Below are 22,632 nucleotides of genomic sequence, written 5' to 3'. Positions count from 1 at the left end.
AGGCATCAAAAATTGGGCGTCCGGCGCATACATGTTTGATCTCATAATTAAGGCGGTGAGGATAGGCCTGCTGGCGCTTCTAGGCTCCGTCATATATTCCGTATTTTACCTATGGCTCTATGGGCTTTTCGATGTTAGAATAATATTAATTGGGGTGTATACTACTACGTTAATATCGATAATTCCATATATATTTATAAATATAATTCATAACGTTAAGAATAGATATGATGGGCGTTGGATAATCTACATCGCGCTGTCCATATCGTTGCTGTTTTCCGTGTCGGTCGCATACGCCAGGTTGTTATCGCTGGGTAGCTATATGCAGCCCATATCGGTCCCTCAGCTCCGCTACGACGGCACCTTGGCGCTGTCCCTCGCTCTGTTGGGGCTAGCCTCTCTGCTCTACCTAGGCTCCGTGGCCCCCGACGCGAGGAGGATAGCCGACAGATTTATCCTAGCGCTGAGGGAGGGACGCGAGGAGGAGTACGAGGTGGAGGTAGTTTAGTTTTTATTCTGCGGCGATACTCCACAAGGTGGATGACTACATGGAGCTTGTGAGGTATCTGGAGTCCCAAGCGCTCTATCGCCTAGTCGACGTGGTGAAGTACAGAGGCGGCCGGCGTTATATATTCAAGACCTCGATAAGGGACGGCGAGGTGTATATACACCTAGTTTTCTATAAGGATAGGGCGTACCTAGAGCTGTGGCCCCAGAGCTTCGCCATACCCATGGCCACCTACGACCTCGGCAAGCAGTCGCTATCCATGCCGCTGGCTATAGTCAATATACTCAGGAGGACATAAGGCATATTAGAATATAAGGAGGGCCCAACCGCCCTACATGTCTTGGAGCGTGCTGGAGGCGCTGCGAAACAGTCCCGATATCGTCAGGAAGACGTTAGTCGCCAGACGTATGGACGTCTCGCTGGTGGACAGATTTCTCGAGATGGACAGCAGATGGAGGGAGCTGAAGAGGGAGATAGACGAGCTGAGGCATCAACACAACGTGCTGTCGAGAGAGGCCTCGCGGGCCCCGCCGCAGGACAGGAAGGCGATAGCCGAAAAGGCGAAGGAGCTTATCGAGAGGCTGAAGGATCTGGAGGAACAACTGAAAGCCGTGGAGGCGGAGCGGGAGAGGCTCCTTTACTCTTTCCCAAACCTAATCCACGAATCGGTCCCCGTATGTCCTGAGGGCGTCGACTCGATCCCGGTGAGGTACTGGGGCACGATAAAGGTCGCCCGGAGGGATCTGGAGAGGCTGGCGGGCATGGATCCCCGCCCCGAATATGTAGTCGTGGATAGAGCTCCCGTGGGACATGCGGACGAGGCGGAGAACGTGCTCGGGATGGTAGACACATTGAAGGCAGGCGAGGTGGCGGGCAGCAGGTTCTACTATCTCCTGGACGACCTGGTCTGGCTGGACTTCGCGCTGTCTCTCTACGCCATGGAGCATCTGGCCTCAAAGGGCTTTAGGCCTATAGTGCCTCCTTATATGTTGAAATATGATGTAATTAGACGTATAATAGACCTGGATACATTTAAAGATGCTATATATAAATTAGATAATGAGGATCTATATTTGATAGCTACCGCGGAGCACGGCATAGCCGCATATCTCTACGGGCGCGATCTGCTCGAGGAGGAGCTACCCCAGCTCTATGTGGGGTGGTCGCCTTGCTTCAGGAGGGAGGCCGGGGCCGGCAACAGGGACATAAAGGGGATATTCAGGGTCCATATATTCCACAAGGTCGAGCAGTTCGTCTTCTCGCTGGCCGAGGAGTCGTGGAGGTGGCATGAGGAGATAACGAAGAACACGGAGGAGTTGATGCAGGGGCTTGGCCTGCCTTATAGGGTGGTCAATATATGTGCCCACGACCTCGGCTCCCCGGCGGCTAAGAAATACGACATAGAGATATGGTACCCGGCGCAGGGAACCTATAGGGAGCTCGCCAGCTGCTCCAACGTCACCGATTGGCAGTCCTACCGTCTAGGCATTAGGGTCACGAGGAAGGGCATGAGGCGCGAATATGTCCATACGCTCAACTGCACAGGTCTGGCGACGACGAGAACCATCACGGCGATTCTGGAGAACTACCAGAGGGAAGACGGCGCCGTAGAGATACCGAAGATTTTAAGAAAGTACCTAGAGCCTATCGCGATAGCGCCCAAGGATTATATAATGCCTAAAAATATTCGCAAATAGTTGTCCCGGATTATAGCCAGTAGTCAGCCGCCTCTCGACGGATTCGCACATCTTAGTTTCGGCATCAAGCCTCCTCGGCCAGCTCGGCGGCCTTTTTCCACGCCCGCAAGATGGGACAGGCTACATCGGCCTATCCGCAATGGGAGCAACCGTAGGGCCGGCTCGGCGCCCCCGGCGATGCGCAACGCCTCGCCTTTAAATATTGAACGATATAGCCCTCGATGATGAGGTAGCTCGCGGCCTAGGATGACGAAGAGGCATACTGCCTGACTCCTTAAAAACACGTGGCTGTGCTGCCTTGTGAGGGTGGCGTTCATAGGGCGGTTCCAGCCGCTTCATCTAGGCCACGTCAAGGTGCTGGACTGGCTCTTGGAACGGTACGACGAGGTGCTCGTGGTCATAGGCTCCGCCGATAAGGGCGTCACCAGGGATAATCCCTTCACGGTTGGCGAGAGGATGGAGATGTTTCTGCGGACTTTCGACAGACGCCTAATCCTATGTCCAGTGCCCGACACCGACGGCGGCTCCAGCCTATGGGGGGCCTACTTGAGGCATTGGTGTCCTCGCTTCGAGATAGCCTTCTCCAACAACGGCCATGTGAGGGCTGCGCTACGTTACGCCGGGATAGACGTGCGGGAGCATCCGCTCTTCGACAGAGAGGCCCTCTCGGGCAGGCGCATAAGAGAACTGATAGCAACGGGGGATCAGAGGTGGCGCGGATTGGTTCCACAGACCGTGTCGGACCTCATAGAGGAGGTCGACGGCGTCAGGAGAATACGAACCCTCTACGAGGAGGGTTAGGTTTATATAGCCGGCCGCCCCGGTCGGCATGGGCGAGGAGGGCGCCGAGGAGGTAGGCCTTGGCGAAGCCGCCGGCGGCTCCGGCGAGCGGAAGATCTATATGTGCATGAGGTGCGGCCGTACCTTCTCCAGAAGCGAGATGGAGATACTGCCGGGCATACGCTGTCCCTACTGCAACTACAAGATCATACTTAAGGTAAGGTCCCCCATGGTTAAACGGATCTCCGCGGTGTAACGGCGCTGAGTATCCTCGCCGCTGTCAACATCAGCCTGACCACCTTGGCGCCGCCTATATCGGCGTGGTCGTTGATAGGCGAATACTCCATTATGTCGACGGCTGGCGGCCTCGTGGCCAGTAGCACGTCCACGTAGATGCCTTCCAACTCTCTGAAGGTAAGCCCGCCGGCCTCCGGGGTCCCTACGGCGGGGAACTCCGCTGGATCCATCACATCCAGGTCCAGGGACACGTAGACGGTCCCGCTTGACGTGGATAGGGCGTCCAGGACTTGGCTCCTAGAGATCTTCCTGTTGCCCTCCACGACGTAGAACCCGCTGGATCTGGCGTATCTCAGCTCCTCGTCGTCGAACGCCCTTACTGCTATATATATTATATAAAGATCGAGCTCCTCGGCGGCGCGCCTCGCGAAGGTCGCATGGGACAGCTTCTGGCCGGGCGGCCACTCGTCCCTCGTATCCATATGGGCGTCGATGTGCACGTACGTCTTCGGCCTAAGTGCTCTGAGGGCCGCCAGCGTAGCGGTGTGCTCCCCGCCTATCATTATCCAAGGCGGCCCCAGGCTCTTCAGAAGGCGCTCCACGCCGGCTAGGTTCTCCGAGGGGGCCCCCCGCAGAAGCTCCGCATCGCCGGCATCGCACGGGCTCTCCGCGTTGCCGAAGACGGTGTTGTACTCCAGATAAGGCAGTATCTGCCTCACCTTGGCCGGCGCAAACCTCGTGCCCGGCTTGAAGCTCAACGTGTCCTCCATGGGCACCCCGACGATCTTGACCTCATCGCTTCTGCAAGCCCGAATCACGCCGCTACGCCCATCGGGCCTTAAATTAATTTAGCGGGTTCTTCTAGGGGGCTATGCAGAGGAGCGAGTTCGTCGCGGATATAGCCGTAAGGAGGGGGTTCTACTGGCCCTCCTTCGAGATATACGGCGGCGTAGGCGGCTTCTACGACTACGGCCCTCTAGGGGTCCTCACCCGCCGCCACATCGTCGAGAAGTGGCGTAGAACCTTCGTGTTGCCCTATCAAGACATAATGGTAGAGATAGAGACGCCTGTGATAATGCCCGAGGCCGTCTTCAAGGCGTCAGGGCATCTAGAGCATTTCGCCGACTACATCGTCACCTGCCAGAAATGCGGCAGGAAGTTCAGGGCGGACCACTTGATAGAGGAGGCGCTCTCCCAGAGGGGGATAAAGCTAAGCCTAGAGGGCCTCTCCGGGGAGCAGCTCGACGAGATAATAGCCAGGTACGATATAAAGTGCCCCGCCTGCGGAGGCCCCCTCGGCAGGTCCGAGAGGTTCAACCTATTATTCAAGACGAACATAGGGCCGTACGCCAACGAATACGGCTATCTGAGGCCCGAGACGGCGCAGGGCATGTTTGTTTCGTTTCCTCGGCTGGCCGACTACATGGGCAGGAGGGTGCCCTTCGGCGTGGCGCAGATAGGCAGAGTTGGGAGGAACGAGATCTCGCCTAGGCAAGGCTTGATCAGGCTCAGAGAGTTTTCGCAGATGGAGATAGAGCTCTTTTTCGATCCGCAGAACCCCGGCTGCCCGTATTTCGCCGAGGTTGAGGGCCTGGAGGTGCCCATAGTCCCCGAGGAGGAGGTGGCGAGAGGGAACACCGAACCCCAGTTCCTCACGGCGAGGGAGATCGTGGCCAGGGGCCACGCCAACGAGTGGATGGCGTTCTTCATGGCGCTTTCGGCCAAGTTCCTGAAGGAGCTGGGTGTGCCTCTTGAGAGGCAGAAGTTCCTGGGGAAACTGCCGCAGGAGAGGGCTCACTACAGCGCCAAATCCTACGACCAGATGGTTCTCACGGAGAGGTTCGGCTGGGTCGAGGTGTCCGGCCACGCCTACAGGACCGACTACGACCTGTCCAGACACGGCGAGTACAGCGGCCACGAGATGCACCTAGAGCGGAGGCTCAAGGAAGCCAGGGAGATAGAGGAGGTCAGAGTCTACCCCAATCCAGGCGCGTTGAGGGAGAAGTACGGCGATAGGATCGGGGAGGTCATCAAGGCCGTGCAGAAGAACTCGCAAATGATCGCCAAGTCCCTCGCCAGCGGCGCCGAGAAGGTCGAGGTCGAGGGCTACGAAATAACGCGGGATATGGTCTTCCTGAGGCGCGAGGTGAGGCGCACAGACGTGGAGAAATTCGTGCCCCACGTCGTCGAGCCCTCCTTCGGGCTCGACAGAATTCTCTACGTGGTGCTGGAGAGCGCCGCCGTGGTGGAGGACGGCAGAAAATACCTGAGGCTTCCCTCGGACATAGCGCCTATAACCGTCTGCGTTCTGCCCATAGTCAAACGGCGCGACTACGTCGCAATAGGCGCCGACTTGGCGAGGAGGCTCTGGCGCGCCGGAATAACTGCGTTTTATGACGACGAGGGCACCATAGGCAGCAGATATGCCAGATGCGACGAGATAGGGACGCCGATCGATGCGACCATAGACGAGACGACCCCGAAGGACAACACGGTGACCATAAGGGATAGGGATTCGCGGAGACAGATCAGGCTGGATATCGGCAAGGTAGTCGAGTTCGCGGCCGAGATCAAGTCGGGAGTGCCTTTCGACGAGGCGTCCAAGCGCTTGGGAGGCATCCCGTTCAAAGCTTAAATAAACACCAAGCCGTTCTTACTGTATGGGCGAGATAGAGAGGGGCCGCAAGGTCCTAGTTCCGCCGTTTCTGAAGCCCCAGAAGGAGGAGAGAAAAGCCCTCAGGGAGGAGAGGCGGTTGAGAGCTAAGGCGGTCGACGAAGTCGAGAGAGGCAACGCCAAGATCAACAAATCTGTGGCTGAGGAGTACGGGTCGGTCGAGGAGGTGGAAATAGTCGGAGGCGAGAAGAGGAGGACCTTCAAGGCGCTCGCTGACGAGAAGGTGCCCCAACAGGAGGTTTGGGTCAACCCCGAGGACTTGAAGTCGCTCGGCATAGCCGAGGGCACCATAGTCACCGTGCGGAGGATTAAATGAGGGGTGTCCTGAGGGGTTTGGCCGTCGTGGTCGAAGACGTCGAGGAGGCCCGGAGGCTGTACAAGAGCGGGTTCTACGGGAAGTTTCTGCTGAAGGACAAAGTCAAGCTAGAGGAGGTCGACAAGATGGAATCGCCGCTTGTCCTATCGCTGTACGAGGCCCTCTATCTTGCCGAGAGGGATCTGTTGGAGGTCTACGACGGTGAGAGAAGGATAGATATAGATGAACTTAGAAAAATAGGCGAGAACAATCTAAGGAATTTTGACGAAATCTATTTGATATATAAATATTTTAGAGATTTAGGATATATAGTTAAGTCAGGCCTGAAGTTCGGCGCCTTGTTCTCGGTTTACGAGAAGGGGCCTGGGATAGATCATGCCCCCATGGTCGTCGTGTTCCTAGAGCCCGACCGCGGCATCAGCGCCACCGATATAGCCAGAGGCGGCAGGCTTTCGCATTCGGTCAAAAAGACGTTCACGCTGGCCACGGTGTTAAAACCAAGCAACGAGGTCGCGCTGGTAGGATTCAGGTGGGCAAAGCTTTAGTCGATTTTCAGCTCCGCGGTGCCCACTTCCCCTGCCTTTATCGCCGATATTTGGAGCACGCCGTCTTTGTATATCGCCCTGGCGCTGTCCACCCTAAGCCTGAACGGCAGCTCTATACGTCTCTGTATGGGGAAATTGGCCGCTCTCTCCCTGATGACGGCGCGGCCGGGCACGTCGGAGTTGGGCAACGCGGTTATCTCCACTGCGTGCTCGAAGAGCTTGACCTTTATGGAGTCTTTCCTGAAGCCCGGCAGGTCTACCATGATCAGCAGGTTCTCGCCTTGTTCATATATGTCTACGTCGGGCTCGCGCTCTATCTTGCCCACGTTGGCCGTATAGAGCTCTTTCAACCCTTCTTCTATCTTTTTTATAGGCTCCATATAGCCTTTAGGGGAGTCCTCTAAATTGGACCCTTTAAACAATTGAGATATTTGAAAAGTATTCCTGTATCACTTTTTCTGCTTCTGGGGCTTTACCTCCCCCACGATTTGGCCGTACATATTTATCGGGAATTGATAGCCGCATTTGGGACACGCTATGCTGAAGCCCATGTTGTACCAGCTCTCCCCTATCTCCACCTCGAACACATGTCCGCACTTGGGACACTTGGCCTTCACCTTCAGGGTGCGCTCAGGCACTCCGCCGGCATATTCCCAATCCTCGGGGAAATTCCATTCCTCGCCCTCCGACATGGCCCTCCCTCAAACGCGTTTTTAAATAATTAACGGGCGACGGTTTTTAATAGGGGACCAAGAGGGCACGTGTCGCTTTCCCGCTACGTCGAGGAGCTGGAGGATCTCCGCGTCTACGATCCGCCCTACGAGGGGTTCCGGATAGCGCGGGCGCTTAAGGAGACGGAGGGCTCGGCGACGCCGTACTTCAGAGAGGTGGGGCCGGGCGTCGACGGCGTCGGCAATTTGATCGACAGGAGGTCTAAGCTCCTGAGGATCTTGGGCGCGCGTAACGACGAGGAGGCGTACAGGGCCTTGCTCTCCGCCGAGGACGCCCCGGGCAAGCTCGACGTGGTGGGCGCCTGGGCCGACGACTACAAGACGGTCGACACGCTACGCAAGCTCCCGCTGGTGAAGTACTACGAGAAGGAGGCGGCTCCGTATATCACCTCCGCCATCATCACGGCCAAGGCGCCGGACGGGGCCTACAATGCCTCTATACATAGATTCACCCCTATAGACGACGATAAGGCCGTCGTTAGGCTGGTTCCGCGGCACCTATACACTATATACCGTAGATGGCTGGATGTGGGGAGGGACACGCCTGTGGCGGTGGCGTGGGGGGTCCATCCGGCGGTCCTGCTGGCGGCGGCCTCGTCGCCTCCATATGGGGTCTTCGAGCTCGCCGTGGCCGCCCGCCTCCTGGAAGGCCTAAAGGCCGTCGAGCTGGACAACGGGACCTACGCGCCCTATCTATCGACGGTGATAATGGAGGGCTACATAACGGGGCAGCTGGCCGACGAGGGGCCCTACGTCGATGTGGTGGGCACCTACGACGTAGTCAGAAAACAGCCCGTGGTCAAGATAGAGCGCATATACATGTTGAGGAGCTCCGCCGTTGTGCACTACCTACTGCCGGCAGGCTTGGAGCACCAGCTGTTGATGGGCTTCGAGAGGGAGGCCAAGATATGGCGCGCCGTCTCCTCGGTGGTCCCCAAGGTGGTTAAGGTCAGGCTCACTCAGGGCGGCTTCGGCTGGATGCATGCGGTTATCTCCATAAGGAAGAACGTCGAGGGCGACGCCAAGAACGCCGCCCTAGCCGCATTCGCGGCGCATCCCAGCCTGAAGCACGTGGTGGTGGTCGACGACGACATAGATCCGGATGACCCGCGCGACGTGGAGTGGGCGCTGGCCACGCGTTTTCGGGCTGATAGGGGGCTGTTCGTGATACCCTACGCGCGCGGCTCGACGTTGGATCCGATGGCCCTAAACGACGAGGGCCTGACGTATAAAGTGGGGGTCGACGCGACGCGGCCTCTGGATAGAGATCCGCGCATGTTTGAAAAGGCGAGGATACCATGAAAAATGGAACTATCCGGACTGCCGTCTTCCTAACCATCTATAACGTAGGCTATAACGTAGGCGAGTTCCGCGTATTTCTTGAGGCGGTCTAGGTGTTCTAGAGTTCGAGTCTTAATGTGGAACGGCAAACGCACCAAGCACAGATGCACAACGGCGTCTTTAGGTATGAAGCATTGCGTGCAGAAACGCGGTAGCTGCCATGTGGAGAACGTAGGCTGGCGTGGTTTAGTATGAAGGCAAGGTAGGCGTACCACCTCAAGGGGCAGCGGAGCCATAAGATATATACTGAAAGCGTATTTTTGGCGATGTCGTATGACCGCGTAGTAGGCGTGGCGGAGACTGTCCGCAGAATAGCGGACGCCGTCTCCGGGGGCGAGGTAGTCGAGATAGAGACGGCGCATGTGTCTGGCGTGTCCTATCTGACCCTGGGCGAATACGGCGTGAGGTTCATAGAGGAGCTGGCGGCGTCGGGGGCCAAGGTAAAGGTCTTCACCACGTCGAACCCCTCCGGGGTTGATATCTCCTCGTTTCTAGAGGTTTCGCGGGAATTTGCGGCCGGCCAGCGGAGGGTGATAGACGCGTTCCTCAAGATGGGCATTTCGCCCATCTCTACATGTGCGCCCTACGAGCTTCTGAGAGTTAAGCCGGGCACGGTGCACGCATGGGCGGAGTCCAACGCCATAACCTACATCAACACGTTTAGAGATGCCTGGTCGGACAAGAACCCCGGTCCGCTCGCCCTGCTGTCTGCTGTGGCGGGCTTCGTGCCGAAGACGGATATGTACACGTCCGAGGGGAGACGGCCCACGGCGAGGGTCCACGCCAAGATCGCGGCCGACCCTCTCAAGGCCGGACTGATAGGCGCCTATATCGGCGAATCTCTCGGCTCGGGCATCCCGTACATCTCGGACCTAACGCTAAACGGCGAGGAGGCCCGCCGCGAATTCGCGGCGGCCCTCTCAACGTATTCCTCAATAATCTTCGCCGTGTTGGAGGGCGTCACGCCCAACTGGAGGCGCTATCTGGCGGCGGCCGATTTCAGGGATAGGATAACCATATCTGAGGAGGATTTATCAAAATATCTTAAAGACCTAGATAATCCCGATGTAATATATCTGGGCTGTCCCCATTTAGACTTAGAAACTCTATTGAGAATATCCAAGGTCATTTTCGAAAGAGGCCGGACGAAGAGGCCTGTCTACATATCCACATCGCCTGGGGTATACGGCGCCTTGAGAGAGCTGGTGGATAGGCTGAGGGGATACAACGTGCATGTCTTCGCCGGGTCGTGCCTCGTGGTGTCTCCATACACGAGAAGATTTAGGGTCATAGCAACCGACTCCATGAAGTCCGTGTACTACATACCGAGACTTCACGGGGTGAAGACAATACCCTGCGAGACAACTAAGTGCATCGACTATGCCTACGCTTAAGCCCGTAGTGAGAGGCAGTGGGGCTGTGCGGGCGGAGGTCGTGAAGCTGGGCCCTATATCGTTCCTTGGGGATCTGGATCCGGAGAGCGGCGTGATATCCGGCGTCAGGATATCCGGCAAGATCCTCGCGGTGCCCTACGTGAGGGGCTCCACGGTCGGGCCCTACGTGCTCTGGCACGCCGCAGCTCGGGGCAACGCGCCTGTAGCTATAGTAGCGAGATCCGTGGATTTGATGTTGATCACAGCGTCGGCCCTGGCCGGAGTGCCGTTGTTCCAGGGAGAGCTGCCCGAGGGATGTATTGAAATAGATCTGTCGACGGGCGACTATGAGCGCTGCCGATAGGCGGAAGCTGTTGTCGGAGATAGCGCTCTACATACTGGAGGAGGTGTCGGCGAGGGGGGGCAGGGCCAGGGCTAAGTATCTGCGCTCATATAGGGCGCTGGAGTTCTGGGCGGGCGAGGACGTCGCGCGCGACGTGCTTAAAAGGCTCGCCGACGGAGGATATATAAAATTAGAGCCGAATAATACTTTGGTTCTATTAAAAGAAATTTCCACAAAAATGTCTATTAAAGAAATAGAAAAACTCTCATTATCTATTGCAAAATCTCTTTATAAGGCTTAGGAACTCCTCAGGGACGGCGTAGGATCTATCCCCGTAGAGCACGACCCTCCCGGCCAGCCAGAGCACCGTATCTATATGAAGCGGCGGCACCCCGCTTCTCTCCGCTATCTCGCTCCAAATCCTCTGGACCTCCCTATGTCTCCTCAAGGCCTCCTCCGGGCTGGTTCTTATCAAGCCGAGGCATGCCGTCAGCTTGGCCACTCTGTAGTCAACAGGGATGGGGATATCGCTGGGCAGGGCTCTGTCAACTCCCGCGCAGCACATATAGACGTAGTTCAACATCTTCACGGCGAATACCACGGTCTTAGCCTCGCTATCTGTTTCCAGAAGTCTCGCGAGGTCTCTCCACACCTTGGAGAGATTCTCCAGGTCGGGCCTATACTTGCAAATCTTCCCTATCCTCTTAATTCTGGCGCCTCTGCCTATCGCCAAATAGGGGCTTGTTTGTATATATTGCACAAATTCCTCGCAGATATCGTCGCTCCTCTTCCTGGAGAAGAAATCGGCGAAATACTGCCAATGCTCCTCCCCCTTACCCGCAAGCCTGTAGCTAATCAAGGCGTTCATCATGACCAGCCGCGCCACGTCCTCCACGGCTCTGTTGCCGCAGAGGCGGCATATGGACTTGTACTGCGGATCCTCCCGCTCCAGATCGAGTATCGCCTTAAGCCCTATTCTCCTTAACAGTAGCGCTATCTCTTCTGCGGCCATACTGCACCGGGTTCTTTACTCCACATCCCAAGTTGGTGGGGCAGAGGCCCCAGGAGTTCATGGTCTCGCAGCTGGGTACCGAGTACTCCTTCCTTCCGCCGGCCTGTCCAGCTATATGTTGCACTTGGTAACGGGTGATCCTTTCGTTGAAATCAGGCGCCGATCTGAAGAGGTCGACTATCCGATCTACGTCCCATCCCTGCCTCAACAAGTAGGCGGTTATGGCGAAGCGCGCCACATGCGGGAGATTCTCGCCGCGTTTCAGCGACTCCAGGATCGACGCCATGCAGGGCGGCGTCTCGCCCGCCGGTGCGGCCCTGGCGGCGATAGGCCTGTAGGATCTCAACCTCTCCAGAAGGGCTGATATCTTGTCCATCTTGCCCAGGACGCCCGCTATATATCCTACATCCTCCCTCGAGGCGAGCCTTAGGATCCTCGCCTCGTACGCCTCCTCCATGATCCTCTCGAAGTCGTCTATGCGCAGAAGGACCCAGCCCTTCACAACGGGCCTATTTATCATGGACCAGTCTGGATCCTGCGGCGCGTATTTGACGTAATATATCCATCTAATCGCGAGAGGGTGGGTTACGGCGAGGATGGAGCCCTTGATTATATCATGGGTGAGGGCCGTCTCTATGCCCAGATCCGCGGCTATTTCGGCCTTGCATTCAAAGGACTGGATGCCCGGCGTGTTTCTGACCCTGAACGTGAATATCTTGCTCTGGGAATCCGCAAATCTCCTCAATACGTACGAGTTCGCCGAGGCCGCGACGATGTAGACGGCCAGCCTGGCCGCGGCGGCTTCGAGCTCTTGGCTCGAGACGCATGGAGCCGGCTTGCCCCTGCGGAGGGACCCCTCGACGATTTGTATTGCCCTCTCAACCGCGGCCTCGGAAGCCAGGACGTTCTCGAGCGTAAATCCGCGGGAGTACAGATATTCCCCCGACTTGTCGAGATAGGGGAAGAGACACGCGAGCTCCTGCGACGTTGCGTGGCAAGACACTGAAGCGTTTACCGCATTAAATAAAAAGCTGAGGTCCGCCTTGGGCATAGGCCTTAAGGCTAAAAAGACGACATACCGTATATTACGTGAGGACTTACTCCATGGAGCCAGGCGATATATTTAGGGTAGAGGGTCCTGCGAAGATCGACGTGCTGGAGGGCGCCGTATATGCCGTCGGCGTGCTCTACACCGGTGGGAGCCACTTCACGGTGTTGAGGGCCAGAAGGCTTGCGTTTAAGGCGGTGGATAGGGCCAAGATAAGCGTGGTGTTGGGCCCCAACGCCGTTCTGGAGCGGGCGAGGCCCGAGGAGGAGGTGCTCGACGAATGGGAATCCGCGGCGTCCGGCATGGATCTAAACGGGATCACCATGGTTGTCGGCGCCATCGACGTGGGCAAGTCGACCATGGCCGCCGTGTTGGCCAACAAGGCCTTATCGCGCGGCCTTAGGGTGGCCGTAATAGATGCCGACGTAGGCCAGAACGACATAGGCCCTCCCACCACCATATCTGCGAGCAGAGTCGTCAAGCCCATCACGAGCTTGAGGCAGATACAAGCCGAGAGGTCGGTGTTTATGCAGTCGACCAGCCTCGAGAGGATATGGCCCCGGGCGATAGAGGCCATAGGCAAATTGGTGCTCTATGCACAACAGATATGGTCGGCCGACGCGGTGATAATAAATACGGACGGTTGGATATCGGGAGAGGAGGCTGAGGAGTACAAGAGGGCTTTATTGGCCAAGATAAGGCCTAAAAACATCGTAGCAATCAAGGTGGGCAACGAGCTCGACGGCATACTGGCGGGCTTCTCGGACGTGGTATCCGTAAGGCCCCCGCCTGCGGTCGGAACCAGGACTAAGGAAGATAGAAAGATACACAGAGAGATGAGCTACGCGCGGTTTATATTCCCCGTGAGGGAGGTATCGGTGGACCTAAACAGAACGCCTCTATGCAATATAGGCCTCTTCCGAGGGCTCGACCTGGAGGGCGAGTTCAGGGCTATGCTGTCGCGCACGATCAACGCGAGGGTCATGTACGCCAACCAGCTCGGCTCCACGTTATACGTGGTGACAGACCAGTGGATCGTCAGGAGGCTCAACTCGTTCAAGGTCTTCGGATTCCCCGAGGGCTTCGAGAGGGGCTTGTTGGTCGGTGTCGAGGACCGCGAGGGGTTCTTGATAGGGTTGGGGGTCCTCAAGAAGATATACTACGATAGGAAGAAGGCCGTGGTGTACATGTCTTCGAGGACCGAGAGAGCCCTGCAGAAGGCCGCCTGTCTACGCGTCGGGTTCGTTAGGCTCAACGACAATTTCGAGGAGGCGGAGAGGGTGGCGCAACTCCTGAGATATGATTTATATACGTACGCGCAGAACGGCACGATGAGGGGAGCGGGCAGCGCCTGATCTATGATGTCACCATCTCAAGCCGACTCTCCTCCTCGGCTCTTCCGCTGAGGAAGAGATCTAGGGTTCCGAGAAACGTGAAGTCGGTTAGATAGACCTCGACGAGCTCGGGCCTTAGGTCGACATACCTCAAGATGGTCCTATCGTCGTTGTTTAGTTGCGGCAAATTGGCTACGTTGAAGCCTGTTATAAGAGGATGTGAAGCAGGAAGTATAATAATTCTAATTTCCTCATTTAAATCAATTGGTTTATTATACATCTTCTTTATTAGATCACCTTTATTCTGTTTTATCTTAATTATGGCGTGCTCCCTGGAGACGTATCCTATCTCGTCGACAATAGAGACGGACGGATGCGTGTGCCCCATGACCAGGACATCGGCCCTCGCTAAGTCCTCGGGACGAGGCTTGGCGTGCCCGTGCAGCAACAAGGTAGTTCTAACGCCGTCCAGCAGCACCCCTCTGCCGTCGGCCAGATAGACGCCCTCTATGGCCTGCGAGATCTCGTCGAGCAGACCGTCGTGGTTGCCCGGAATTAATATCACCCTTTCGTACAGCCTCGCGAGCTCCTTCAGGAACTGCCTAACCTCAGCGGCCGTCTCCCGGGGAGTAGGCAGCTCGTGCTTCACGTCGCCGAGTATCGCCAACGTGTTGGCTCCCGCCTCCTCGCCCCACCGCCTCAAGTCGTCGAGAAGTCTATTGGTCTGGCTGACGGCCCGTATACCTCTGAGCCTCAACTCGGCCTCGTAGCCGACGTGGGTGTCGGCCACAAGCAGTATGTTCTCGCCGTCAGCCCTGAGGACAACGCCCCTCACGCCCCTTCATGGTCCTAACTATTTAACCTTCTCGCTATATCCACAGCCGCCTTGACCATTTTGGCAACTCCCGCGCTCCTCAACTTGATGGGATCGACGCCGCTTGCTCTATATATGCGTAATTGCTCATCGAAGGGAATTGAATAAACTTTACTATATTTACTATATAGTATAATATATTTTAATTTGGGCATTCCGATCACCATGTTGACCAACACGCCCAATTTCCTCCCTCGGGCTAGCTTCAGGAAGGCCTTAGCCGACTCCGCCGTATATGGATCCTCGTCTGCTACGAACACAATATTTCTACAGGATAGATAGAGGGAAAGCAGTTCTCGGTCGCTCAGCTGGAACGCTGGGAAGTCGTAGACTCTTATATGTCCCTGTCTATCTATTAAATCTGTTCTAATATCTATATCTGTTTTTATTCTATATGGTATCCTTGAAATATTTATAACAACAATATTTTTTTGATAAATATATTTTAAAACATGGGCCATGATGATGCTGAAAGTGGTCTTGCCGGTCCCGCCTCTAGATCCCGACGTGACGCAGATATCCACGAGCTATACGGTAGTTAAAAGCTACGTTGCTTTTTAAGGCACCAGCTGTTGTGGACAGCCTGGTTGAATATCTCTACACGTCGGGGGAGATATCGTTAAAAGAGTTCATAGACCTTCTAGGCTATAATGTATTTAAAAGAACTGTAATAGCATTTAAGATATATTATAGAAGAAAGATAAACTATCTATGACAGAATGAATCAAAGGATTTTCTTTCAGTTAATTCCATCCTATAGCCGTCTTCGCCGTCGCTGTAATAGTTCCTAAGTACCTCGACTATTTGAAATCCAGCCTTTTTATATAGATCTATAGCATTTTTATTGCTCATCCTAACCTCTAAATAGATTTTCTCAACTTTTCTATTTTTCAGGAGCCTTAACGCGGTGCAGAGAAGGGCCGAACCTACGCCCCTACGTCTAGCCTCTTGCCTTACCGCGATGGATATTATATGGGCCGCCGATCCCTCTACACAAGTAATGATATATCCCAAAACTTTATTATTTTCAATATATATATATGAATTTTCATAACAAAATGAACAAAGGAATTTAAGTAAGTCAATACTATATATATCTTCTTTTTTAAACGAGTCGAGCTCCACCTCGTAGATCCCGTCGAGCCTCTCCGGGGAGCAATGCTCCAGGGGCACCTCAACCCACTGGGCACGGCATTTATAGGCGTTGCGTAGCGCTTCTTGTCTATAGCTGATATATTGTCGTTAGGGGCTGACTAGCGTGCTTAACGTCGTAGACTCGCCTTTCAGCCCGTCGGGAGTCACCCATCTACATAGGCTACACCGTGCGCTTGGGTTCACCAAGGAGCTCGCCCAGATCGCCGATCTGTTCGAGCTAATCGCCAAGACGCGTAACAACGTCCTCGCCGTGGTCGTGGCGCCCTACGGCTACGGTAAAAGCGAGTTCCTAGACGAGGTGCAGAGGGAGGCGGATTCGAGAGGCTTAAAGACGGTGCGCGTAGCCCTGTCGCATACCCTCAAGGAGGACGTGTTGAGAAGCCTACAGGGGAAACGTCAAGGCGATCCCCTGGTGGTGTTGATAGACGAAGCCGACGAGCTGTCGAGGATAGCGGCCATGCATAGATTGGGCGCCCTGTCAAACGACGAGTTTAGACAGGCGGTGATAGATCTGGCATCCATAGTGCGGGCGTTGCTCGAGCCGAAGAACTACCCGCACGTGCTCGGGAACCCCGAGAACTACGACAGGGTGTTGGTGATAGCGGCGCTGACGCCTCAAGTCTACTACACTATACTCAAGAACGTGGTGCCGGACGTCTTCGACATAACCACCGGCAGAGTCTACAGGGAGATAGTCCTCGACACCCGGTATCCGTTCTGGCTCTTCGTCGAGATGGTGGCCTCTCGGCTGGAGACGTACGTCAAGGCAGAGAGGCCTAATAGGCTCTGGCCTTTCACCCTCGGCGAACTGGCCGCCCTGTACAACATGGCTTTAAAGAAGGGCGAGGTCAGCCCGAGGTATTTGTTGAAGCTAGCCGCCAAGCTGTTCGAGCTGAAGAACAAGGGGAAGGGGCTTGCCGAGTTGGCCGAGGAGGAGGGAATATATATACAGAATAAAGAGATTGCCGAGTATGTATTATCTGGGATACCGTTAATTAATATAGAGGAAAAATATATAGATATTTTTAAAAAGAAATATCTATATAAAATACCTTTTAGCGACAAGGAGGCGGTGGCTGTCGTCAATAGATTCCTCAAGCTGAAAGGCAAGGAGATAAGGCCTGCAGACGAGAGATCTGTGTCGTATGAGCCGAATCTATACTACTCGGTGATTGAGGACGGCGAGTTGGTGATATACTTCGTCCACGACGAGAGGCCGGAGGAGCTAGGCGAGTACCTACTAGGCGAAGCCTATGTGGCGAGCGAAGACGTAGCCCCCCTCTCCGGCGGTAAGGAGGATATATATAGAATAAGCAAGGAGCTATTAAGCAAGCTCCAAGATCCCCAGCAATTTCTTGATGAAGTGGAAAAAATTCTTAGCTTGAACGGAATAAATATAAAACTTTGTTGTGGAAAAGCCATATGGTATAACAACTTAGGATTTAGAGAGCTGATATTATTAATATATTTAGATAGAGAGAATGATATAAATATCATTAAGAATTTTATCAGAAAAATAATAATAGAAGGAGCGCTGGATGAATACGGGATAGACTATATTATAGCATATATATTTTCCAACATACTACTAACAGATGATATAGCGACATCTATTTCTCCTCTGCTTAAAATTAGCTGGAAAAACCTATATATAGATACAGCTAATAAATATATTTATCTAAACATTTATGGTGCAGATAAACTAGATAAGTTGAAGGACGAAATTGTTAAGTTCCAAATAAACAAGATAGTCGGCGATGGCGCCGGGTCTCTAGAGATGTTGGAGAACCTAAAGCTGTATAGAGAGAAGGCGCGGGATGACGTGCTTAAATACACCCTTGCGCTACGGAGAGTCAAGGAAAGGAAGGAGCTGTCCCTATTGAGAGTTGCCGAGCAACTGGTCTCGGGCGAAACGCCCGAGGGAATGGCGGCGTACGGCAAGGTTGTCGATATACTCCTCAGGGGCTTAAACAGCGAGATGCACGAAAAAGAGCTGAGGTCGCTCATAGGCAGACTCTTCCCGGTGAGCCTCTGGCGGGATCTGCGCGAGGACGACTTGATAAACCTCATGGTCTATACCGGCCATCTGATCCCCCGAGGCGACAAGACCTATGCGAAATTCAACATGGAGGACGCGCGTAGATACCTAGAGGCTTTGTCGAAGGAGCTAGGCGCCTACTCCGAGATCGCGGTCCATCTCAAGAGCAAGATATTCGGCGAGATAAAGCTCTCCAGAAAGCTCGAGGTGGAGAACATCCCGCTCGACTTCAGAGACGCAAGGGAATATGCCGCGCTGGTAATTCGCCATAAGAAGGCGTTGCTCGACGCACAACAGAGGGCGGCCGCCTTAAGGAGCGAGCTGGAGCGGGAGCTCAAGGCCAAGCAGGAGCTCGTGGCCGCTCTGGAGAAACTCGCCGAAAGGATGCCGCAGAGGATCAAGTACATGACGCCAGACGAGAAAACTCTGGAGAGGGAATCTGCCATACTCAAGGCGGTGGAGGAAATCACGGAGGTCTGGAAGGGCCTATATCCGCTCGCGCAGGAGCTCGGCAAGGCTATATCCATAGAGACGGATCTCGAGCTTCTCTTGAGCTTGCCGGAGCCCTGGGTCGCTGACTATCTCGCCGCGTTGAGGCTCTACTCGGTCAAGCTGAGGGAGGAATACGAGACGTATAGGAAGGACGCAGAACGCCGGAGAAAGGCAACCGAGTGGGCGAAGGTCCGCCTGGGAATATCCGAGGGCGTCGATGAGGTGTTGAGGAGAAAGTCCGAGGAGTTGCAGGTGCCGTATAGGCTTCTCTACGCCATAGCCTCGCGAGGACCAGGGGCCGATCTGGACCCTGAAGCTCTCGCGTCTGAGGTCTCTATGGAGATCGACGCCGTCTCTAAATACCTGGAGGCGCTGGCCGAAAAAGGCTTGATAGCCAGGAGGTATGTCTCCTAGGGTATTGGTCATAAGGGACGGGGGGCTTAGGCTTGAGGGCGAGGTCGTGATAGACGCCAGGCCGCCTTACGACTTCTACGACGCGGTGATACTCGAGGGAAGGGAGCTACGCTCCTTGGTGGCGGTCGGCGAGGCCAGGGGGGACGCGGCCGTCGGGTGGGGCAAATACACGGGGAGGCCGGTCGCCGCCCTCCTCAACGGCGTGTTGTACATAAGGGCGGTTCCACTGACGTTATACCAAGAGGCGGGCTATCTGGAGCGCGAGCTCTTCGTGGAGGAAGGAGCCGACGTAAAGAAGCTTGTGGAGAAGCTGAAGAGGATCGTGTTGGAGGAGAGGCGGAGGTACAAAAAATCGTCGTCGTTGTTGGCGCTACAGAAATTCGCCGACGGCGCCGCCCCGTTGCCGAGCTATCTGGCCGACGCCCTAGGCCCCATCACCAGGGATATCGCCGCCAAGGTGTTGGAGATGCTCTACGGAGAAATATACTGATGAAGCAGCTTGTATCCGAGATACTGCGCCTCGCCGAGATAGAGATACCTAGATATAGAGATAAGCTAGCTGAGTTAACGAACAACTTAGATGAATATAAAAGGGAATTGGTGGTGAGGCCTCGATATATGGATACGCCCGACTATACCGCGATAGACTCCGGATATGCGGTGGTTCAATATAGATATCTAAATATAGCATCAATAGTGGTAGTCATAATAGATAAATACATAAAAACAGAAACAATATTATTTAGTTTTAAAAGAAATGAAAAAATAGATTTGAATAATTATATTAGAAAGCAGGAGTTGATGCGGGCCGAGAGATACGGCGGATATGTTCTGTCCGACGGCCCGATATCGCCCTACTTGAGGGAACCTAGGGGTTTTGTAATAGGCGTCTCGAAGGATCCGGTGGCCCCTAGGTACTGGAGAGGGGTCGGCGGCCGCGCGGGCGAGTGGTTCAAGGAGATGTCGGGCTACGTTTCAGAGCTCTACGGAGCCGAGATTCTGCTTAGGGGCGAGCCGCCGGGCTCCATGCTGAGGCCCGTGAAGCTCGGCAGATATCTTGTTACATATATAAAGGGAGATTCTGTCTTCTATGTGGAGTTTCCCGAGTATATACCTCAGGAGGTCGTGTCGTCGTTCTTTAGATATGGATATCCCATTAAGCTGAGAATAGCGCATAGATATGCGAAAATCACGCGGGAGTACTTGAGGACGGTCAAGACCATAGCGCCTAGGCTTCTAGATATATCTATAAAATATAGAGAATATCTATAATCCATTATAGATATAAATTAGATTTGCTATAGCCAAATTAACGCAATCATCTAGGTCCAGTTCGTATTTTTTACAAATATCTTTGAGCGCTTTATACTCGGACGGCTTGAGCGAAATCACCACGCGCTCCATATGTCGATTTGGTGTATATATTAAAAGACGAATTGTTAAAAATGTATACGTCTACTTTAGTAGGCTTGTTATCTGCTGGAGCTTGTTCCTAACCTCTTCGAGCTCTTTGCGCAATCTGTCGTTCTCTGCCTTGAGCCTCTCCACCTCTCTAGACATCTCCTCTTTCTCCCTCCTTAAGGCCTCGCAGTCCGGCGCCGTCTGTCCGCATCTGTCGCTTCTGACCCAGTATATGAGCTCCGTCTTGTCCTTATTCCAAATCACCTCGCCCGTGTCTGGATCCACAAGCAGCTCCGTGGATATCATGAAGATATCGCCGCGCTCCAGCTTGTGTCTAGGCACGGCCTCCTCGAAGAACCACCTCTTCAATCCGTTGAAGAGCTCTCTGGAGGTATCTCTGAACTTCTCCGAGTCTCTGATACGCGTGAAGATATTTTCGCCGTCCGGCCCGAACTGCTCTCTGAGCGAGCCGGCGACGGCTCCGAAGAGCAACTTGAAGAACTCAGGCCGGCCGCCGGGGCCGTAACGCCCGAAGAGCCTGCCGGCCGAGGTCTTTCCCGTGTTCCATCTGATCAGCAGAAGCTTCTTGCCTTCCCGAGTGACTAATTCAGACCTGACCTCCCCCCTCTCTTCCTCTCTCACCTCCTCTCCCATGGAGTACATGGAGCACGTTTTTAATATTGAATCGGGATCGCGGTGGTGTATTATAACATACATAGCGGCCCCTTGGCCAAGGGATGCGATATGTGCCTAGTGGGAGCCAAGGCCGTTATCTTTATCACGGGTCTGTGTAGATATCGCTGTTTCTACTGCCCGGTGGATAGGGAGAGGTTCGGCAGAGACGTCATATACGTCAACGACGTGAGGGCGGACACCGTCGGCGATGTGGTTCGCGAGGTCGCCGCGTCGGGTGCCGCCGGAGCTGCCATAACGGGCGGAGACCCTCTAGAGGTCCCCGAAAGGGTTGTCGAGGTCTCATCGGCGCTGAAGCGCGAGTTTGGAAGGGGTTTCCACATACATCTATACACCCGGCCGACGAGTCTGAACAACACGACAACAAACGCCCTCATAAACTCCGGAGTTGACGAGGTGAGGCTCCATTTCTTAAGCTACGGCGAAGTGTCGGGGAGGTTGCACCACATAGCCGCGCTTAAATACGCCGGACTCTCCGTGGGCGTCGAGATCCCGGCGATCCCCGGCCTCGAGGCGAGTATGTCCGGAGCGATAAACGCGTTGGCCGAGCGCGGGCTGGTGGACTTCGTGAACATAAACGAGCTCGACGTATCTGACAGCAACATAGAGGCCCTGAGGAGCCTCGGCTATAGGGTGAGCAACGGCTCGGCATATGGCAGCGTCGAGGCGGCCAAAAGGCTCATGGGGCTGTTGGAGGGAGTCCCCGTCAATATATGTAGAAGCAGGACAAAGGATTTGTACCAGATAGGCGCAAGGATCTTCAGGGAGGCTATGTTCTCGGCGGCCCCCCCGGAGCGCGTGCAGGACGACGGAACTATAGAATATACAGAGCACGGCGTGCATCCAGGCCATAGGCTCGCCGGGAGGATCAAGGTGAAGATGAGACTTGGCGGGAAATACCTCGAGATCGCGTAGGTGTTTTTAACCATCAACACGCTACATGAAGCTGTATCTAGCGCTGGTGGCCGTAGCCATAGGGGTCTACGCCTCGGCCGTCAACGGTACGAACTCCACGACCCCCGCGGGGGTTCTGGACAATATAAATAATATAATAAATAATTGGTTAAATCTAGGCACAAATTTCTTAGTAAATTTAGAATATACATTGAAATATTATATTGTTAAGATATCGGAGGTCGTCGCAATCATAATGGCCATGGTCGGGGCTTTCCTCTACTTTACCAGGTTGAGCAGATATACTGGCCGCGGGCTGCTCATAGGCGCCGTGTTGCTGTACCTCTTCGCCGAAGTCTTGAAGAGCATATAGGGCCACGTGGCCCAACGGCTGGTAGCCGCCCGGCGCCGTCGGAAAGCTTTAAAAAGTGGGGAGATGTACGTAAAGGGGCCCGTAGCTCAGCATGGTAGAGCGGCGGTGGACCCGGCCAGATCCGCCGAGGCTTTTAACCCGTAGGCGGCGACGCCGGCGGACGTCGTGGGTTCGAAGGGGGATGGCCCCGAGAGTCCCACCGGGCCCGCCATGGACTCTACGGTTCGTCCGGCCGTCTATCCACATCCTCGAGCTCGCCGAGCTCCAGCCCAAGTTCGCCGAAATATCCACGGAAGGCCGCCTCGTCGTCCGTCGCGGCCCTCCCCTCGAAATGGTGTCTACAGATCCAGCCGCCTACA

Annotated in this window: 27 protein-coding genes and 1 tRNA gene; 19 read left to right on the top strand and 9 right to left on the bottom strand. The window is 54.8% G+C overall.

The window, feature by feature from the left end; genetic code table 11:
- Positions 1-31: 31 nt before the first annotated feature.
- The 5 genes from B7L68_RS02045 (at position 32) to B7L68_RS02025 (ending at position 3,241) form a co-directional block, all read left to right on the top strand.
- A complete protein-coding gene (locus tag B7L68_RS02045; RefSeq protein WP_081246026.1) occupies positions 32-508 on the top strand; it encodes a hypothetical protein in 477 nt (158 codons plus the stop codon).
- A gap of 28 nt (positions 509-536) precedes the next feature.
- Positions 537-806 carry a hypothetical protein gene (locus B7L68_RS02040; protein ID WP_081246025.1) on the top strand — a complete coding sequence of 90 codons (270 nt, stop codon included), beginning with the start codon at positions 537-539 and terminating at the stop codon, positions 804-806.
- A gap of 37 nt (positions 807-843) precedes the next feature.
- Positions 844-2,205: a serine--tRNA ligase gene (serS, locus tag B7L68_RS02035; RefSeq protein ID WP_081246024.1), complete on the top strand. Its 1,362-nt coding sequence runs from the start codon at positions 844-846 to the stop codon at positions 2,203-2,205.
- Between the two features lie 300 nt (positions 2,206-2,505).
- Positions 2,506-3,006: a nicotinamide-nucleotide adenylyltransferase gene (locus B7L68_RS02030; protein ID WP_081246023.1), complete on the top strand. Its 501-nt coding sequence runs from the start codon at positions 2,506-2,508 to the stop codon at positions 3,004-3,006.
- Between the two features lie 100 nt (positions 3,007-3,106).
- Entirely contained in the window at positions 3,107-3,241 is a 135-nt protein-coding gene (locus tag B7L68_RS02025; RefSeq protein WP_238136280.1) for a DNA-directed RNA polymerase subunit P, read from the top strand.
- Here the strand turns inward: B7L68_RS02025 and B7L68_RS02020 are convergent.
- Entirely contained in the window at positions 3,219-4,040 is an 822-nt protein-coding gene (locus B7L68_RS02020) for an arginase family protein (RefSeq protein WP_081246021.1), read from the bottom strand. The genes B7L68_RS02025 and B7L68_RS02020 overlap by 23 nt on opposite strands.
- A 53-nt stretch (positions 4,041-4,093) precedes the next feature.
- Between B7L68_RS02020 and glyS the strand changes: the two genes are divergently transcribed.
- Genes glyS through endA form a run of 3 tightly spaced genes read left to right on the top strand, consistent with a single transcriptional unit; the run spans position 4,094 to position 6,757 of the window.
- Complete coding sequence (gene glyS / locus B7L68_RS02015) at positions 4,094-5,857, top strand: glycine--tRNA ligase (RefSeq protein ID WP_081246020.1); 1,764 nt, start codon at positions 4,094-4,096, stop codon at positions 5,855-5,857.
- A 25-nt stretch (positions 5,858-5,882) separates the two neighbouring features.
- Complete coding sequence (locus B7L68_RS02010) at positions 5,883-6,212, top strand: hypothetical protein (RefSeq protein WP_081246019.1); 330 nt, start codon at positions 5,883-5,885, stop codon at positions 6,210-6,212.
- Positions 6,209-6,757 carry a tRNA-intron lyase gene (gene endA / locus B7L68_RS02005; RefSeq protein WP_081246018.1) on the top strand — a complete coding sequence of 183 codons (549 nt, stop codon included), beginning with the start codon at positions 6,209-6,211 and terminating at the stop codon, positions 6,755-6,757. Before B7L68_RS02010 ends, endA begins: the two co-directional genes overlap by 4 nt.
- Here the strand turns inward: endA and B7L68_RS02000 are convergent.
- The gene (locus B7L68_RS02000; RefSeq protein ID WP_081246017.1) at positions 6,754-7,137 is read right to left on the bottom strand and encodes an Hsp20/alpha crystallin family protein; all 384 of its coding nucleotides are present in this window, start codon (positions 7,135-7,137) and stop codon (positions 6,754-6,756) included. The two genes, endA and B7L68_RS02000, sit on opposite strands and share 4 nt — an antisense overlap.
- Positions 7,138-7,206: 69 nt before the next feature.
- Positions 7,207-7,449 (bottom strand): hypothetical protein, encoded by a 243-nt coding sequence (locus B7L68_RS01995; protein ID WP_052886228.1) that lies wholly within the window; start codon positions 7,447-7,449, stop codon positions 7,207-7,209.
- Positions 7,450-7,518: 69 nt separating this feature from the next.
- On the opposite strand from B7L68_RS01995, the gene B7L68_RS01990 reads away from it, so the two are divergent.
- From B7L68_RS01990 to B7L68_RS01975, 4 genes are all read left to right on the top strand, one after another.
- On the top strand, positions 7,519-8,790 hold the full coding sequence (locus B7L68_RS01990; RefSeq protein ID WP_081246016.1) for a UbiD family decarboxylase: 1,272 nt from the start codon (positions 7,519-7,521) through the stop codon (positions 8,788-8,790).
- A gap of 305 nt (positions 8,791-9,095) precedes the next feature.
- Complete coding sequence (locus B7L68_RS01985; RefSeq protein WP_081246015.1) at positions 9,096-10,223, top strand: aconitase X; 1,128 nt, start codon at positions 9,096-9,098, stop codon at positions 10,221-10,223.
- Positions 10,210-10,566: an aconitase X swivel domain-containing protein gene (locus B7L68_RS01980; RefSeq protein WP_081246014.1), complete on the top strand. Its 357-nt coding sequence runs from the start codon at positions 10,210-10,212 to the stop codon at positions 10,564-10,566. Before B7L68_RS01985 ends, B7L68_RS01980 begins: the two co-directional genes overlap by 14 nt.
- Positions 10,550-10,846, top strand: a complete 297-nt coding sequence (locus tag B7L68_RS01975; protein WP_081246013.1) for a hypothetical protein — start codon at positions 10,550-10,552, stop codon at positions 10,844-10,846. Before B7L68_RS01980 ends, B7L68_RS01975 begins: the two co-directional genes overlap by 17 nt.
- Here B7L68_RS01975 and B7L68_RS01970 read toward each other — a convergent pair.
- Together B7L68_RS01970 and B7L68_RS01965 are read right to left on the bottom strand one after the other, a co-directional pair.
- Entirely contained in the window at positions 10,814-11,557 is a 744-nt protein-coding gene (locus B7L68_RS01970) for an N-glycosylase/DNA lyase (RefSeq protein ID WP_081246012.1), read from the bottom strand. The genes B7L68_RS01975 and B7L68_RS01970 overlap by 33 nt on opposite strands.
- Positions 11,511-12,560, bottom strand: coding sequence for a DNA primase large subunit PriL (locus B7L68_RS01965; protein ID WP_081246011.1), 1,050 nt, complete (start codon positions 12,558-12,560; stop codon positions 11,511-11,513). The genes B7L68_RS01970 and B7L68_RS01965 overlap by 47 nt, the downstream gene beginning before the upstream one ends.
- Positions 12,561-12,646: 86 nt before the next feature.
- Between B7L68_RS01965 and B7L68_RS01960 the strand changes: the two genes are divergently transcribed.
- Complete coding sequence (locus tag B7L68_RS01960) at positions 12,647-13,960, top strand: Clp1/GlmU family protein (protein ID WP_193432454.1); 1,314 nt, start codon at positions 12,647-12,649, stop codon at positions 13,958-13,960.
- A 1-nt stretch (position 13,961) separates the two neighbouring features.
- Here B7L68_RS01960 and B7L68_RS01955 read toward each other — a convergent pair whose 3' ends face one another.
- The 3 genes from B7L68_RS01955 to rimI form a co-directional block, all read right to left on the bottom strand.
- A complete protein-coding gene (locus B7L68_RS01955) occupies positions 13,962-14,774 on the bottom strand; it encodes a metallophosphoesterase (protein ID WP_081246010.1) in 813 nt (270 codons plus the stop codon).
- Positions 14,775-14,788: 14 nt separating this feature from the next.
- Positions 14,789-15,337 carry an ATPase gene (locus tag B7L68_RS01950; protein ID WP_238136277.1) on the bottom strand — a complete coding sequence of 183 codons (549 nt, stop codon included), beginning with the start codon at positions 15,335-15,337 and terminating at the stop codon, positions 14,789-14,791.
- A gap of 181 nt (positions 15,338-15,518) precedes the next feature.
- Positions 15,519-15,986 (bottom strand): ribosomal protein S18-alanine N-acetyltransferase, encoded by a 468-nt coding sequence (gene rimI / locus B7L68_RS01945; protein WP_081246009.1) that lies wholly within the window; start codon positions 15,984-15,986, stop codon positions 15,519-15,521.
- A gap of 85 nt (positions 15,987-16,071) precedes the next feature.
- Here rimI and B7L68_RS01940 point away from each other — a divergent pair, with 85 nt between their 5' ends.
- The 3 genes from B7L68_RS01940 to B7L68_RS01930 are packed head-to-tail and all read left to right on the top strand — an operon-like array spanning position 16,072 to position 20,184.
- Complete coding sequence (locus B7L68_RS01940; protein ID WP_081246008.1) at positions 16,072-18,912, top strand: ATPase; 2,841 nt, start codon at positions 16,072-16,074, stop codon at positions 18,910-18,912.
- Positions 18,902-19,402 carry a hypothetical protein gene (locus B7L68_RS01935; RefSeq protein WP_081246007.1) on the top strand — a complete coding sequence of 167 codons (501 nt, stop codon included), beginning with the start codon at positions 18,902-18,904 and terminating at the stop codon, positions 19,400-19,402. Before B7L68_RS01940 ends, B7L68_RS01935 begins: the two co-directional genes overlap by 11 nt.
- On the top strand, positions 19,402-20,184 hold the full coding sequence (locus tag B7L68_RS01930) for a nuclease NurA (RefSeq protein ID WP_081246006.1): 783 nt from the start codon (positions 19,402-19,404) through the stop codon (positions 20,182-20,184). Before B7L68_RS01935 ends, B7L68_RS01930 begins: the two co-directional genes overlap by 1 nt.
- 183 nt (positions 20,185-20,367) lie before the next feature.
- On the opposite strand, the gene B7L68_RS01925 is transcribed toward B7L68_RS01930, so the two are convergent.
- The gene (locus tag B7L68_RS01925) at positions 20,368-20,967 is read right to left on the bottom strand and encodes a transcription factor (protein ID WP_101957998.1); all 600 of its coding nucleotides are present in this window, start codon (positions 20,965-20,967) and stop codon (positions 20,368-20,370) included.
- Between the two features lie 45 nt (positions 20,968-21,012).
- Here B7L68_RS01925 and B7L68_RS01920 point away from each other — a divergent pair, with 45 nt between their 5' ends.
- The 3 genes from B7L68_RS01920 to B7L68_RS08590 all read left to right on the top strand — a co-directional run bounded on the left by B7L68_RS01920 (position 21,013) and on the right by B7L68_RS08590 (position 22,484).
- Positions 21,013-21,921, top strand: coding sequence for a radical SAM protein (locus B7L68_RS01920; RefSeq protein WP_081246063.1), 909 nt, complete (start codon positions 21,013-21,015; stop codon positions 21,919-21,921).
- A 25-nt stretch (positions 21,922-21,946) separates the two neighbouring features.
- Complete coding sequence (locus B7L68_RS01915) at positions 21,947-22,273, top strand: hypothetical protein (protein WP_081246005.1); 327 nt, start codon at positions 21,947-21,949, stop codon at positions 22,271-22,273.
- Between the two features lie 75 nt (positions 22,274-22,348).
- A tRNA-Lys gene (locus B7L68_RS08590) sits at positions 22,349-22,484 on the top strand.
- Positions 22,485-22,632: the final 148 nt, after the last annotated feature.

It is taken from the genome of Thermoproteus sp. CP80, assembly GCF_002077075.2.
Taxonomy (GTDB): Archaea; Thermoproteota; Thermoprotei; order Thermoproteales; family Thermoproteaceae; genus Thermoproteus.
The sequence above is the reverse complement of the archived record's forward strand: the minus strand, read 5'-3'. Positions and strand labels throughout refer to the sequence as shown.

Coding starts and splice junctions, on each gene's coding strand:
- B7L68_RS02045 (WP_081246026.1), top strand. CDS start 32: ATGTTTGATCTCATAATTAAGGCGGTGAGGATAGGCCTGCTGGCGCTT.
- serS (WP_081246024.1), top strand. CDS start 844: ATGTCTTGGAGCGTGCTGGAGGCGCTGCGAAACAGTCCCGATATCGTC.
- B7L68_RS02025 (WP_238136280.1), top strand. CDS start 3,107: ATGTGCATGAGGTGCGGCCGTACCTTCTCCAGAAGCGAGATGGAGATA.
- glyS (WP_081246020.1), top strand. CDS start 4,094: ATGCAGAGGAGCGAGTTCGTCGCGGATATAGCCGTAAGGAGGGGGTTC.
- B7L68_RS02010 (WP_081246019.1), top strand. CDS start 5,883: ATGGGCGAGATAGAGAGGGGCCGCAAGGTCCTAGTTCCGCCGTTTCTG.
- endA (WP_081246018.1), top strand. CDS start 6,209: ATGAGGGGTGTCCTGAGGGGTTTGGCCGTCGTGGTCGAAGACGTCGAG.
- B7L68_RS02000 (WP_081246017.1), bottom strand. CDS start 7,137: ATGGAGCCTATAAAAAAGATAGAAGAAGGGTTGAAAGAGCTCTATACG.
- B7L68_RS01995 (WP_052886228.1), bottom strand. CDS start 7,449: ATGTCGGAGGGCGAGGAATGGAATTTCCCCGAGGATTGGGAATATGCC.
- B7L68_RS01985 (WP_081246015.1), top strand. CDS start 9,096: ATGTCGTATGACCGCGTAGTAGGCGTGGCGGAGACTGTCCGCAGAATA.
- B7L68_RS01980 (WP_081246014.1), top strand. CDS start 10,210: ATGCCTACGCTTAAGCCCGTAGTGAGAGGCAGTGGGGCTGTGCGGGCG.
- B7L68_RS01975 (WP_081246013.1), top strand. CDS start 10,550: ATGAGCGCTGCCGATAGGCGGAAGCTGTTGTCGGAGATAGCGCTCTAC.
- B7L68_RS01970 (WP_081246012.1), bottom strand. CDS start 11,557: ATGGCCGCAGAAGAGATAGCGCTACTGTTAAGGAGAATAGGGCTTAAG.
- B7L68_RS01935 (WP_081246007.1), top strand. CDS start 18,902: ATGTCTCCTAGGGTATTGGTCATAAGGGACGGGGGGCTTAGGCTTGAG.
- B7L68_RS01930 (WP_081246006.1), top strand. CDS start 19,402: ATGAAGCAGCTTGTATCCGAGATACTGCGCCTCGCCGAGATAGAGATA.
- B7L68_RS01925 (WP_101957998.1), bottom strand. CDS start 20,967: ATGGGAGAGGAGGTGAGAGAGGAAGAGAGGGGGGAGGTCAGGTCTGAA.
- B7L68_RS01915 (WP_081246005.1), top strand. CDS start 21,947: ATGAAGCTGTATCTAGCGCTGGTGGCCGTAGCCATAGGGGTCTACGCC.